Source organism: Pseudomonas sp. FP603 (genome assembly GCF_030687415.1).
GTDB lineage: Bacteria > Pseudomonadota > Gammaproteobacteria > Pseudomonadales > Pseudomonadaceae > Aquipseudomonas > Aquipseudomonas wuhanensis.
Window position 1 is genome coordinate 6,521,440 of sequence record NZ_CP117431.1, and the last position, 12,865, is coordinate 6,534,304.

Sequence of the window (12,865 nt, forward strand, 5' to 3'; positions counted from 1 at the left end):
GCGCGTTATTCATGCGCATGCCCTGCTCCAAAAGAGGTCCTGATGACCATTAGCGACGCACTACACCGCTTGCTACTCGACAACCTGACCACCGCAACCATTCTGCTCGACGCCGAACTGCGCCTTGAGTACATGAACCCGGCGGCGGAGATGCTCCTGGCCATCAGCGGCCAGCGTAGCCATGGGCAGTTCATCAGTGAGTTGTTCACCGAATCCACCGAGGCGCTGAACTCCCTGCGCCAGGCAGTCGAGCAGGCACACCCGTTCACCAAGCGTGAAGCGATGCTCACCGCCCTCACCGGCCAGACCCTGACCGTCGACTACGCGGTAACGCCGATCCTGAGCAATGGCGATACGCTGCTGTTGCTGGAGGTTCACCCGCGCGACCGCTTGCTGCGGATCACCAAGGAAGAGGCGCAGTTGTCGAAGCAAGAAACCAGCAAGATGCTGGTACGCGGCCTCGCCCACGAAATCAAAAATCCTCTGGGCGGGATTCGCGGCGCGGCTCAGTTGCTCGCCCGTGAATTGCCGGAAGAAAGCCTGCGCGATTACACCAACGTCATCATTGAAGAGGCCGATCGCCTGCGCAATCTGGTGGATCGCATGCTCGGCTCCAACAAATTGCCGTCATTGGCCATGTGCAACGTCCATGAAGTGCTGGAGCGCGTGGGTCAGTTGGTGGAGGCCGAAAGTCAGGGCTGCATCACTTTGGTGCGCGACTACGACCCAAGCATTCCGGATGTGTTGATTGATCGCGAACAGATGATTCAGGCCGTCCTGAACATCGTGCGCAACGCGATGCAGGCCATCAGCAGCCAGAACGAGCTGCGCCTTGGCCGCATCAGCTTGCGGACCCGCGCCATGCGCCAGTTCACCATCGGCCACGTGCGCCATCGCCTGGTGACCAAGATCGAAATCATCGACAACGGCCCGGGGATCCCCGCCGAGCTACAGGAAACCATCTTCTTCCCCATGGTCAGCGGCCGTCCGGACGGTACCGGGCTGGGCCTGGCCATTACCCAGAACATCATCAGCCAGCACCAGGGCCTGATCGAATGTGACAGCCATCCAGGCCACACCACGTTCTCGATCTTTCTGCCACTGGAACAAGGAGCCACATCGACATGAGCCGTAGTGAAACCGTGTGGATCGTCGATGACGACCGTTCTATCCGTTGGGTCCTGGAAAAGGCCTTGCAGCAGGAAGGCATGACCACGCAAAGCTTCGACAGCGCCGATGGCGTGATGAGCCGCCTGGCGCGCCAGCAGCCGGACGTGATCATCTCCGACATCCGCATGCCGGGTGCCAGCGGTCTGGACCTTCTGGCGCGGATTCGCGAACAACACCCACGGCTGCCAGTGATCATCATGACCGCGCACTCCGATCTGGACAGCGCTGTCGCGTCCTATCAGGGCGGCGCATTCGAATACCTGCCCAAGCCGTTCGATGTCGACGAAGCCGTCTCTCTGGTCAAGCGCGCCAACCAGCACGCTCAGGAACAGCAAGGCATGGAAGTCCCGGTCGCCCTGACCCGCACACCGGAAATCATCGGCGAAGCACCGGCGATGCAGGAAGTGTTTCGCGCCATCGGGCGCTTGAGCCACTCCAACATCACCGTGCTGATCAATGGCGAATCCGGTACCGGTAAAGAACTGGTGGCCCACGCCCTGCACCGTCACAGCCCACGGGCGGCCTCGCCGTTCATTGCGCTGAACATGGCGGCGATCCCCAAGGATCTGATGGAATCCGAGTTGTTCGGCCATGAAAAAGGCGCGTTCACCGGCGCGGCCAACCTGCGTCGCGGGCGTTTTGAGCAGGCCGATGGCGGCACGCTGTTCCTCGATGAAATCGGCGACATGCCGGCGGACACCCAGACCCGCTTGCTGCGGGTACTGGCGGACGGCGAGTTTTACCGCGTTGGCGGTCATGTGCCGGTGAAAGTCGATGTGCGAATCATCGCCGCGACGCACCAGAATCTGGAAACCCTGGTGCATGCCGGAAAATTCCGTGAGGACTTGTTCCACCGCCTCAACGTGATCCGCATCCACATTCCACGGCTGTCGGACCGTCGCGAAGACATCCCGACCCTGGCCAAACACTTCCTAAGTCGCGCCGCGCAAGAACTGGCGGTGGAACCGAAGCTGCTGAAAAGCGAAACCGAGGAATACCTGAAAAACCTGCCGTGGCCAGGCAACGTGCGCCAGCTGGAAAACACCTGCCGCTGGATCACTGTGATGGCTTCGGGTCGCGAAGTGCACATCAGCGATCTGCCGCCGGAACTGCTGAGCCTGCCGCAGGATTCGGCGCCGGTCACCAATTGGGAGCAAGCGCTGCGTCAGTGGGCTGATCAGGCGCTGGCTCGCGGTCAGTCGAGCCTGCTCGACAGCGCCGTGCCAGCTTTCGAGCGGATCATGATCGAAACCGCCCTCAAACACACCGCCGGCCGCCGCCGCGATGCTGCCGTTTTGCTGGGTTGGGGCCGTAATACCCTGACGCGCAAGATCAAGGAATTGGGGATGAAGGTTGATGGTGGGGATGATGATGAGGGTGATGAGGGCTAAACAGCCTTTAGTTCTTCGTTGACCGCCAGATCCAATCGCGGGCAAGCCCGCTCCCACAGGATTTTCAGTGGTTTCACCATCGCGTGAACACCGTTGAACCTTGTGGGAGCGGGCTTGCCCGCGATGCTTTTGGGGCCACCGTGCACCGACTGAATGCACCATGAACTGCAATCGCGCACGACAACCGATCCAAAACCCCACCTCCACCTGCAAGAAAACCCCTATTACATAAACACAAAAGCCCCGGATTACGGGGCTTTCAGGGCTACTCGACGACTTTCTGTTGCAAGTTATTAAAAACTGGCACGCCCCCTGCAATAGTCCAATCAGTGATTCGATTCACTACCCAGTTTCGGGGACCTTGGTACAGGCAGGCCGGGGATTCCCCTCTTTACACCGGGCTCATACCGCAACAGCGACGAGCCCATCCCGTTTTGGGGTCCTTGGTACAGGCAGGCCGGGGATTCCCTCTTTACACCGGGCTCACGCGGCAATGCGCGAGCCCTCCCGTTTTGGGAACCTTGGTACAGGCAGGCCGGGGATTCCCTCTTTTATTGCTCTCGGAGATGGATCTCCAGCCGCCAGCGGTCATCGACCTCGCTACCGACCCACTCGCCCTGCAGCGGCCGGGCCGCCACCACCGTCAACAACAATCCCCCATCACTCAACCGCGTTCGCCAGTTCACGTCCTTGCCGTTGAGCTTGAGCTGACCTTTCTGCGCATGGCCTTCAGCCTCGAACAACAGCGCCACGCTGCCGTCGACTATCTCGCCGTGGGTTTTGGGTTCGTTGTTGAACCACACCACCAGTCCATCGTTCGTCACCTCGACCTGCTGCAAAACGCTGGGGTCGGGCGCGGTCAGGCGACCGATCATCAGGCCCACCATCACCCCGACAATCGCCAGCGAAGCCATCACTCGCGGGAATAGTTTCGAACGAGGGTCCTTTGGCGGCGTAGAATGCCCGTCATCTTTACCTTCGGAGCCGTGCATGTTTCACGTCATCCTTTTCCAACCAGAAATTCCGCCGAATACCGGCAACGTTATCAGGCTGTGCGCCAACAGTGGCTGCCACCTGCATTTGATCGAACCGCTGGGCTTCGAGATGGACGACAAGCGTCTGCGCCGGGCCGGCCTCGATTACCATGAGTATGCCACCCTGCAACGCCATGCGGACCTCGCCAGCTGCCTGGAAAGCCTCGGCCATCCTCGGCTGTTCGCCTTTACCACCAAGGGCTCGCGGCCATTTCACGACGCCAGCTTCGCCGAGGGCGATGCCTTCCTGTTCGGCCCGGAAAGCCGCGGCTTGCCGGCCGACGTGCTCGACGCCCTGCCCGGCGAACAACGTCTGCGCTTGCCGATGCGCGAAGGCTGTCGCAGCCTGAACCTGTCCAACACCGTGGCCGTCGCCGTGTATGAAGGCTGGCGCCAGCTTGGGTTCAAGTAACCCCGCGACTGATCGTCCCCACGCTCCGCGTGGGAATGCAGCCCGTGACGCTCCGCGTCACTGGACGCGGAGCGTCCCTAGAGGCATTCCCACGCAGAGCGTGGGAACGATCATCTCCCGCCCAAGAAAAAAGCGCCTGTTATGGCGCTTTTTTCGTTACTGCATCGACCGCTTATTGAACGGTCGGAGTCTCGCCAGCCGCCTGCATGCGTTGCAGCTCTTGTGCGTACAGCGCGTCGAAGTTCACCGGGGCCAGCATCAGGGCCGGGAACGAACCGCGGGTCACCAGGCTGTCCAGGGTTTCGCGAGCGTACGGGAACAGGATGTTCGGGCAGAACGCGCCGAGGGTGTGGCTCATCGAAGCGTCGTCCAGGTTCTTGATCAGGAAGATCCCGGCCTGTTGCACTTCAGCAATGAACGCCACTTCTTCACCGTTTTTCACGGTGACCGACAGGGTCAGCACGACTTCGTGGAAGTCGCCTTCCAGAGCCTTCTGGCGAGTGTTCAGATCCAGACCGACGCTCGGCTCCCACTGCTGGCGAAAGATCGCCGGGCTTTTCGGGGCTTCGAAGGACAAGTCGCGTACGTAGATGCGCTGCAAGGAGAATTGCGGTGCGGTTTCTTCTTCGCTAGCTGCAGTGTTCTGTTGGTCAGTCATCTCAGATCCTTTCTGATCTCGGGTCTTGTAGGGTTGGCTATTTCAAGTAAGGCAGTCAGGCCTTGAGCATGGCGTCGAGCTTACCGGCGCGCTCCAGGGCAAACAAATCATCACAGCCGCCAACGTGGGTGCTGCCGATCCAGATCTGCGGCACGGACGTTCGTCCGGCCTTCTGGGCCATCGCGGCACGCACCTGCGGCTTGCCATCGACCTTGATCTCTTCGAAGGCTACGCCTTTGTTCTCGAGCAAGTACTTGGCTCGCGAGCAATAAGGGCAGTAATCGCTGGAATAGACGACGACGTTGTTCATATCACTTCACCAGCGGCAGATTGTCGGCTTTCCAGCTGGAAATACCGCCGGACAGCTTGGCGGCGGTGAAGCCGGCTTTCATCAGTTCCCGGGCATGAGTGCCGGCAGTCTGGCCCATGGCATCGACCAGGATAATGGTCTTGGCCTTGTGTTTTTCCAGTTCGCCGACGCGAGCGGTCAGTTTGTCGTGAGGAATGTTCAACGCGCCAACAATGTGACCAGCGGTGAAATCCTTGATCGGACGGATGTCGATCACCACGCCTGCGTCCTTGTTGACCAGCCCGGTCAGTTCACCGGTGCTCAGGCTGCGGCCGCCGCCTTGCATCTGATAAGCGATCAGCAACGCCAGCAGTACGACGAAGATACCGACGAGCAAATAGTGGTTAGTGGCAAATTCAATCAGGTGAGCAACCATCGAAGGAGGTTCCAGGGCGTTAAAATGTCGGCCAGTATACACAGCCACTATGGTGGGCCAAACCCCGTCCGGCGGTGACGCGGTCGGAACTTCGCTTTAAACTGCCACTCCCTTTTCCATCGCCTCTTTTAATTCAGCCACGAGTGGAATCCATGACTACCACGCCTAAACCTTTGGTCCTGATTATTCTCGACGGCTTCGGTCACAGTGAGAGCCCTGAATCCAACGCCATCTATGCGGCGAAGAAGCCCGTACTGGACCGCCTGTGGGCCACCGTGCCGAACGGCCTGATCTCGGGCAGCGGCATGGACGTCGGCTTGCCGGACGGCCAGATGGGCAACTCCGAAGTCGGTCACATGAACCTTGGCGCCGGCCGCGTGGTGTACCAGGACTTCACGCGTGTGACCAAAGCGATCCGCGACGGCGAGTTCTTCGAGAACCCGACCATCTGCGCCGCGGTGGATAAAGCCGTTGCTGCCGGCAAAGCCGTGCACTTCATGGGTCTGCTGTCCGATGGCGGCGTTCATAGCCACCAGGATCACCTGGTCGCCATGGCTGAACTGGCCTACAAGCGCGGCGCCGAGAAAATTTACCTGCATGCGTTCCTTGATGGCCGCGATACGCCACCGAAAAGCGCCCAGTCGTCGATCGAGTTGCTGGACGCGACCTTCCAGGCACTTGGCAAAGGCCGGATCGCCAGCATCATTGGCCGTTATTACGCCATGGACCGCGACAACCGTTGGGATCGCGTGTCCCAGGCCTACAACCTGATTGTCGATGGCACCAGCGAATTCAACGCCGCCACCGCACAGGAAGGCCTGCAAGCCGCTTACGAACGTGGCGAAAGCGACGAATTCGTCAAAGCCACCAGCATCGGTGAGCCAGTGAAGGTTGAAGACGGCGACGCCGTAGTCTTCATGAACTTCCGCGCCGACCGCGCTCGCGAGCTGACCCGCGTGTTCGTCGAAGACAATTTCAAGGAATTCGAACGCGCTCGCAAGCCTGCACTTTCCGGTTTCGTCATGCTGACCCAATACGCCGCCAGCATCCCCGCGCCGTCGGCCTTCGCCGCGAGCAGCCTGGACAACGTGCTGGGCGATTACCTGGCGAAAAACGGCAAGACGCAGCTGCGCATCGCTGAAACCGAGAAGTACGCCCACGTGACTTTCTTCTTCTCTGGCGGTCGCGAAGAACCGTTCCCGGGCGAAGAACGCATCCTGATCCCGTCGCCAAAAGTCGCCACCTATGACTTGCAGCCCGAGATGAGTGCCCCGGAAGTTACCGACCGCATCGTCGATGCCATTGAAAACCAGCGTTACGACGTGATCGTGGTCAACTACGCCAATGGCGACATGGTCGGCCATAGCGGCGTGTTCGAGGCGGCCGTCAAAGCGGTTGAATGCCTGGACCTGTGCGTGGGCCGTATCGTCGATGCGCTGGAAAAAGTCGGCGGCGAAGCCCTGATTACCGCTGACCATGGCAACGTCGAGCAAATGTCTGACGCGTCCACTGGCCAGGCGCACACCGCGCATACCACCGAGCCGGTGCCGTTCATCTATGTCGGCAAGCGTGATTTCAAGGTACGCGACGGCGGCGTGCTGGCGGATGTTGCGCCGACCATGCTGATGTTGCTGGGGCTTGAGAAGCCTGTGGAAATGACCGGAACTTCGATTCTAGTCTGATCAGATCCATCTGACGACGCCACACCCTGTGGGAGCGGGCTTGCCCGCGATAGCAATCTGACTGCCAACCTCTCTGTTGAATGTCAGGACGCCATCGCGGGCAAGCCCGCTCCCACATTGGTTTGCGGTGTTTTTCTGTCCAGTTATCACACAGCCCCAATTGGGCATTTTTTTTGCTGCGCTTGGCGGGCATACTAGGCCGTCCCTTTCCCTGGTGTCGCCCGCCTCTATGCTTCGCGTCCTGATAGCCCTCGCACTGACATGCCTGCTCCAACCGGCCTTTGCCGACGAGCGCACGCAAACCCAACAACAGTTGGACGCCACGCGTCAGGACATTGCCGAGCTGAAGAAACTGCTGGGTAAACTCCAGGAAGAAAAATCCGGAGTGCAGAAAGACCTCAAAGGCACCGAAACCGAGATGGGCAAGCTCGAGAAGCAGGTCGAAGCCCTGCAAAAAGAGCTGAAGAAAAGCGAATCCGAGCTGCAGCGACTCGATGCCGAGAAAAAAAAACTCCAGAGCGCGCGCATTGAACAGCAACGACTGATCGCCATCCAGGCCCGAGCGGCCTATCAGAATGGCCGCCAGGAGTACCTCAAGCTGCTGCTCAACCAGCAGAACCCGGAAAAATTCGCCCGCACCCTCACCTATTACGACTACCTGAGCCAGGCCCGCCTGGAGCAGCTGAAGAATTTCAACGAAACCCTGCGCCAACTGGCCAATGTCGAAAAAGACATCGGCCTGCAGCAGGCGCAATTGCTGGTGCAGAAAAGCAGCCTCGACACCCAGCGCGATGAACTCGACAAGGTCCGCAAGGAGCGTCAGCAAGTTCTGGCCAAGCTCAACGACGACGTGAAGGCCCGCGACCAGAAACTGGCGGCGCGCGAGCAGGATCAGGCGGACCTGTCTAAAGTCCTTAAAACCATTGAAGAAACCTTGGCCCGTCAGGCCCGAGAGGCGGAAGAAGCGCGGCAAAAAGCGCTGATCGCCCAGCAGGAAGCCGAAAAAAAGCGTTTACGTGAGGCTCAGGCTGCGGCAGATGCAGAGACAACCGACGCCCCACGCAAAACCGTTAAATCGACACCCGGCGCACTGGTTTCAAGTTCAGGCGAAACCTTTGGCGGCCCCTTTGCTTCCTCCCGCGGCAAACTTCCATGGCCGGTTGATGGTCGACTGCTGGCACGCTTCGGTGAAAGCCGTGGCGACGATGCCCGCACCAAATGGGACGGTGTGATGATCAGCGCCTCCGCCGGCAGCCAGGTGCATGCCGTTCACGGCGGCCGCGTGGTGTTTGCCGATTGGTTGCGAGGCGCCGGGTTGCTGGTGATCCTCGACCACGGCAACGGTTTTTTGAGTCTTTATGGTCACAACCAGACGCTGCTCAAGTCTGCGGGTGACGTGGTAAAAGCCGGTGAGTCCATCTCCACTGTCGGCAACAGTGGCGGGCAGGACACACCAGCGCTGTATTTCGCTATTCGTCAGCAGGGTCACCCGAGTGATCCGGCGCAATGGTGCCGCGCGCAAGGATAGGCGTTGAGTCACCTACATTAGGAGTTCGTTCGACATGCTGTATTTGTCCCGCCTTACCTCGCTGGCCCTGACGATTGCCCTGGTGATCGGCGCGCCGTTGGCGTTTGCCGCTCAACCGGCCCCGGCGGTCGCACCTGCAGGCACTGCTGCGACCACCAAGGCGCCATTGCCGCTGGACGAGTTGCGCACCTTTGCCGAAGTCATGGACCGGATCAAAGCAGCCTATGTAGAACCGGTGGACGACAAGACCCTGCTGGAAAACGCCATCAAAGGCATGCTCAGCAACCTCGACCCGCACTCCGCGTACCTGGGCCCGGAAGACTTCGCTGAATTGCAGGAAAGCACCAGCGGCGAATTCGGCGGCCTGGGCATCGAAGTCGGCGCTGAAGACGGTTTCATCAAAGTGGTTTCGCCGATCGACGACACTCCGGCCTCCAAGGCTGGTATTCAGGCCGGCGACTTCATCGTCAAGATCAACGGCCAGCCGACTCGCGGCCAGAGCATGACCGAAGCCGTGGACAAGATGCGCGGCAAGATCGGCCAGAAGATCACCCTGACCCTGGTGCGCGACGGCGGTGCGCCGTTCGACGTGACTCTGGTCCGCGCCATCATTCAAGTGAAGAGCGTGAAGAGCCAGTTGCTGGAATCCGGCTATGGTTACATCCGCATCACCCAGTTCCAGGTCAAGACCGGCGAAGAGGTCTCCAAGGCCCTGGCCAAGCTGCGCAAGGACAACGGCAAGAAGCTCAGCGGTATCGTCCTCGACCTGCGTAACAACCCGGGCGGCGTGCTGCAATCGGCGGTGGAAGTGGTCGATCACTTCATCACCAAGGGCCTGATCGTCTACACCAAGGGCCGCATCGCCAACTCCGAGTTGCGCTTCTCCGCCACCGGCAAGGACGAAAGCGAAGCCGTGCCAATGGTCGTGCTGATCAACGGCGGCAGCGCCTCGGCCTCGGAAATTGTCGCCGGCGCCCTGCAGGATCAGAAACGCGCAGTGGTCATGGGCACCACCAGTTTCGGCAAAGGCTCGGTCCAGACCGTGTTGCCGCTGAACAACGAACGCGCACTGAAAATCACCACGGCGCTGTACTACACGCCGAACGGCCGCTCGATTCAGGCTCAGGGCATTGTTCCGGACATCGAAGTGCGCAAGGCCAAGATCACCAACGAGCAGGACGGCGATTACTTCAAGGAAGCCGATCTGCAAGGCCACCTGGGTAATGGCAATGGCGGTGCCGACAAACCAACCGGTTCCGGTGGCAAAGCCAAGGCCATGCCGCAGGATGACGATTACCAGTTGGCCCAGGCCCTGAGCCTGCTCAAAGGGCTGAGCATCACCCGCGGCCACTGAGATGCGCCTGCGGTTGCTCCTCGGCCTGCTGTGCTGTCTGGCGGGTGTCGCTCACGCGGCGCCAGCCACAACAGCGGCCACACCTCACAAGGCTTATCTGAGCCTGATCATCGATGACCTGGGGCAGAACCTGCCCCGGGATCGCCGCGTACTGGCCCTGCCCGGCCCGGTCACCGCGGCAATCATGCCCGACACCCCTCACGCCACCGAATTCGCTCGCGAAGCCCATCGCGCCGGCAAGATCGTCATCTTGCACATGCCCATGGATCCGGCCACCGGGCCGTTTGCCTGGCACCCCGAGTTGCCCATCGAAGAACTCGAGAAGCGCCTGAACGCGGCGTTCCAGGCTGTGCCGTTTACCGCTGGCATCAACAACCACATGGGCAGCCGCATGACCGTTCAGCAACCGGCCATGGCCTGGCTGATGGCGGACTTGCAGCGTCGGCACAAATTCTTCGTCGACAGCCGCACCAGTGCGCAAACCGTGGCGGCCGCCGAGGCGCAGAAGATCGGTCTGGCGAGCGTTTCGCGGGATGTGTTCCTGGATGACGAGCCCACTGAAGCCGCGATTTTTACTCAGCTACAGACGGCTATCAACCTGGCGCGCAAGCAGGGTTCTGCGGTGATGATCGGGCATCCGTACCCGCAGACATTGGCGGTGCTTGAACGTGAATTGCCCAAGCTCAAGGCTCAGGGCATTGACTGGATCGACATCAAACAGATGATCAGCGTGCGCGGCAATCGTGCCACGGCAGCACACGGCAAGGATGGCCAGTACCGCCTTCCAACCGCCCGGTAATTACTCGCAGCCCACTCCATTTCGCGATAGCTATTTATACCTGCCGGTACACCGACCCGTGCCACGATAGCGCTCACCCTGAATTTCATCACCAAGGAATGGACATGAAATACCTCAGCTTCTTTTGCTTCGCCGGACTGATTGGCCTGCTGGCTATTTCCGCCGTGCAGGCCCGCGACTTGGGCGAAGGCGCCGTCAACGATTCACCTTCAAGAGCCCTGCAAAACAGTGAACACTTTTATGAAATCTGGAGCGGTGTGGGACACCTCAGCCTCCAATCGGGTGAGAGCTGCAGCGCCGTTCTACTGGACACGCGAAACAGACAAGGCCGAGCCACCGGCCCTGCTTACCTGCTCACCAGCGGTCATTGCGTGTTCTTTGAGTACGGTTCGGCGCGGGCCAATCTGCCTTTGAAAGCCAGCGTCACCTTTCACTACTTTCATGACACACCACAGCGTAAGCGCCGATACGCCATCCGGACTGCCCGATGGAGCAGTCTGGTCGGGACCGATCTTGCAGTACTCGAGGTCGACGCAACATTGGCGTCGCTGATACAGGCCGGGGTCAACCCGCTCAAACTGGCGTCCCATCAAACCTACGAGCGTCAGGATGCGCTTAACATTGGCGCGCCGGGAGGCTTTACCGAGCAGGGGCTTCGATTGAGTGCCTGCGCTGAACAAACCGCCGGAACGTTCATCGATCACCCCGGGGTGTTCCCTTTGGCCATGAAAAACAGCTGCGATCTTCACGCTGGCAGCTCCGGCAGCCCGATGCTGAACCGCCGCACCAACGAAATCACCGGCATCGTCAGTAAAGTCGTGGCCTCGCGCAATACACCAGCGCCGCCCGACTGTGAGCACTCGACGTCTTGCACGGCCGCCCGCTTCAACTACAGCTACTCAGCCAACTTTCTGCACAAGTGTTTTATTGACGGTGTCTTCACCCGCGATGGAGCGGACTGTTCGCTGGAACCGGTCGAGCTGACTGTCACGGAGCCCTGGAAGCTCAAGTCATACGTTCATGGAACGCAAAACGCGAAGGGGCAGATTGTATTGCCTACGTGGGACTTCAGGTTCTCCCTCGAGGCGCCCTTCTATCGCTATAAAACGGTCAGTAACGCCAGGGACTGCCAGGCTCCCGACAATTACAGCGCCGCCACCAGCGCTGAAGATGCTTACATCAATACTGAAATCGGGCCACAAAACGGCGCACATGCGCTCTGTATTATCGGTGTCGCCTCAGGGGAACAGCAGTTGACAAGGGCGACGTTGAATAACGTGTTTACAAGTGCCGTGTACTTGAGCCCGACGCCGGACACTACTCTTCAGACCACATCGAGATAATTGCTACAGATAGCGCCCCATGATGTCGTCCACCACGCCTTCTTTGCGCAGCTGATCCAGCGCTGCCTGAAGCTTGGCCACGACGTCATCCGGCACGTCTTTATTCAGTGCCAGGTACAACTCGGCGCTGTTGAAGCGCAGCACGGTCTTGAGCCCGTTCACGCCTTCCTGGCGCGCCAGATAGCGGCCTGCCGGGTCACCGGTGGCCCACAGATCGATCTGGCCATTGACCAGTTTTTTGGCGTTGTCCTGATCCCGCAGCACAACAATCGGTTTCAGCCCTTGCTTGGACAGCGTCTCGGCAATCGCATCGCCCTTGTAGGCGCCAATCTTGTATTTGCGCGCCTGCTCCAGCGACTCAAGGGTGATCTTGCTATCGCCCTTGGCCAGCATGATCCAGTCGTCCGGGCCGATCGGGCCGACCCACTTGAAGAGATTCTCACGGTCCGGCAACCGCGCCATCACGAACACGCCGTAACCGGGCTTTTCCAGAGCGAGTTTGTAGATTCGCTCCCAAGGGAAACGCAGAGTCAGGCTGTAGGGGATGTCGGCGCGCTTGAACATCTCGCGGACGATGTCTACGGCGATGCCGTTGATGTTCTCGCCCTGGGCGAAGTTCTTGCCGTTCTTCGCCATGTTGTACGGTGGGAAGTTTTCCGTCAGCAGCACCATGCCGGTGTCGGGACTTTCTTCGGCATGAACTCCGCTGATAAACAACAGTGAAACGCTGGCGAGGGCAAGAAGAAGACGTTTAAGCATGTCGGGCTAC

13 protein-coding genes are annotated in these 12,865 nt (G+C 59.9%); 8 read left to right on the plus strand and 5 right to left on the minus strand.

The window, feature by feature from the left end:
• Positions 1–42: 42 nt before the first annotated feature.
• Positions 43–1,128, plus strand: a complete 1,086-nt coding sequence (glnL, locus tag PSH65_RS30020) for a nitrogen regulation protein NR(II) (protein WP_305424117.1) — start codon at positions 43–45, stop codon at positions 1,126–1,128.
• Positions 1,125–2,561, plus strand: coding sequence for a nitrogen regulation protein NR(I) (ntrC, locus tag PSH65_RS30025; RefSeq protein ID WP_305424119.1), 1,437 nt, complete (start codon positions 1,125–1,127; stop codon positions 2,559–2,561). Before glnL ends, ntrC begins: the two co-directional genes overlap by 4 nt.
• Before the next feature lie 551 nt (positions 2,562–3,112).
• On the opposite strand, the gene PSH65_RS30030 is transcribed toward ntrC, so the two are convergent.
• Entirely contained in the window at positions 3,113–3,553 is a 441-nt protein-coding gene (locus PSH65_RS30030; RefSeq protein ID WP_305424121.1) for a hypothetical protein, read from the minus strand.
• Between PSH65_RS30030 and PSH65_RS30035 the strand changes: the two genes are divergently transcribed.
• On the plus strand, positions 3,552–4,007 hold the full coding sequence (locus PSH65_RS30035) for a tRNA (cytidine(34)-2'-O)-methyltransferase (RefSeq protein ID WP_133837827.1): 456 nt from the start codon (positions 3,552–3,554) through the stop codon (positions 4,005–4,007). The genes PSH65_RS30030 and PSH65_RS30035 overlap by 2 nt on opposite strands.
• 172 nt (positions 4,008–4,179) lie before the next feature.
• Here the strand turns inward: PSH65_RS30035 and secB are convergent, their stop codons facing one another.
• Genes secB through PSH65_RS30050 form a run of 3 tightly spaced genes read right to left on the minus strand, consistent with a single transcriptional unit; the run spans position 4,180 to position 5,390 of the window.
• On the minus strand, positions 4,180–4,665 hold the full coding sequence (gene secB, locus PSH65_RS30040) for a protein-export chaperone SecB (RefSeq protein WP_007897410.1): 486 nt from the start codon (positions 4,663–4,665) through the stop codon (positions 4,180–4,182).
• Between the two features lie 55 nt (positions 4,666–4,720).
• Positions 4,721–4,975 (minus strand): glutaredoxin 3, encoded by a 255-nt coding sequence (gene grxC, locus PSH65_RS30045; protein ID WP_007939440.1) that lies wholly within the window; start codon positions 4,973–4,975, stop codon positions 4,721–4,723.
• A 1-nt stretch (position 4,976) separates the two neighbouring features.
• On the minus strand, positions 4,977–5,390 hold the full coding sequence (locus PSH65_RS30050) for a rhodanese-like domain-containing protein (RefSeq protein ID WP_123361124.1): 414 nt from the start codon (positions 5,388–5,390) through the stop codon (positions 4,977–4,979).
• A 152-nt stretch (positions 5,391–5,542) separates the two neighbouring features.
• Here PSH65_RS30050 and gpmI point away from each other — a divergent pair, with 152 nt between their 5' ends.
• The 5 genes from gpmI to PSH65_RS30075 all read left to right on the plus strand — a co-directional run bounded on the left by gpmI (position 5,543) and on the right by PSH65_RS30075 (position 12,096).
• Entirely contained in the window at positions 5,543–7,072 is a 1,530-nt protein-coding gene (gene gpmI / locus PSH65_RS30055) for a 2,3-bisphosphoglycerate-independent phosphoglycerate mutase (protein ID WP_305424123.1), read from the plus strand.
• A 229-nt stretch (positions 7,073–7,301) separates the two neighbouring features.
• On the plus strand, positions 7,302–8,600 hold the full coding sequence (locus PSH65_RS30060; RefSeq protein ID WP_305424125.1) for a murein hydrolase activator EnvC: 1,299 nt from the start codon (positions 7,302–7,304) through the stop codon (positions 8,598–8,600).
• A 34-nt stretch (positions 8,601–8,634) separates the two neighbouring features.
• Positions 8,635–9,954, plus strand: coding sequence for a S41 family peptidase (locus PSH65_RS30065; RefSeq protein ID WP_305424127.1), 1,320 nt, complete (start codon positions 8,635–8,637; stop codon positions 9,952–9,954).
• Between the two features lies 1 nt (position 9,955).
• A complete protein-coding gene (locus PSH65_RS30070) occupies positions 9,956–10,753 on the plus strand; it encodes a divergent polysaccharide deacetylase family protein (protein ID WP_305424128.1) in 798 nt (265 codons plus the stop codon).
• Positions 10,754–10,857: 104 nt separating this feature from the next.
• Positions 10,858–12,096 carry a serine protease gene (locus tag PSH65_RS30075; protein WP_305424129.1) on the plus strand — a complete coding sequence of 413 codons (1,239 nt, stop codon included), beginning with the start codon at positions 10,858–10,860 and terminating at the stop codon, positions 12,094–12,096.
• 3 nt (positions 12,097–12,099) lie between these two features.
• On the opposite strand, the gene PSH65_RS30080 is transcribed toward PSH65_RS30075, so the two are convergent.
• On the minus strand, positions 12,100–12,855 hold the full coding sequence (locus tag PSH65_RS30080) for an ABC transporter substrate-binding protein (protein ID WP_305424130.1): 756 nt from the start codon (positions 12,853–12,855) through the stop codon (positions 12,100–12,102).
• Between the last annotated feature and the right edge of the window lie 10 nt (positions 12,856–12,865).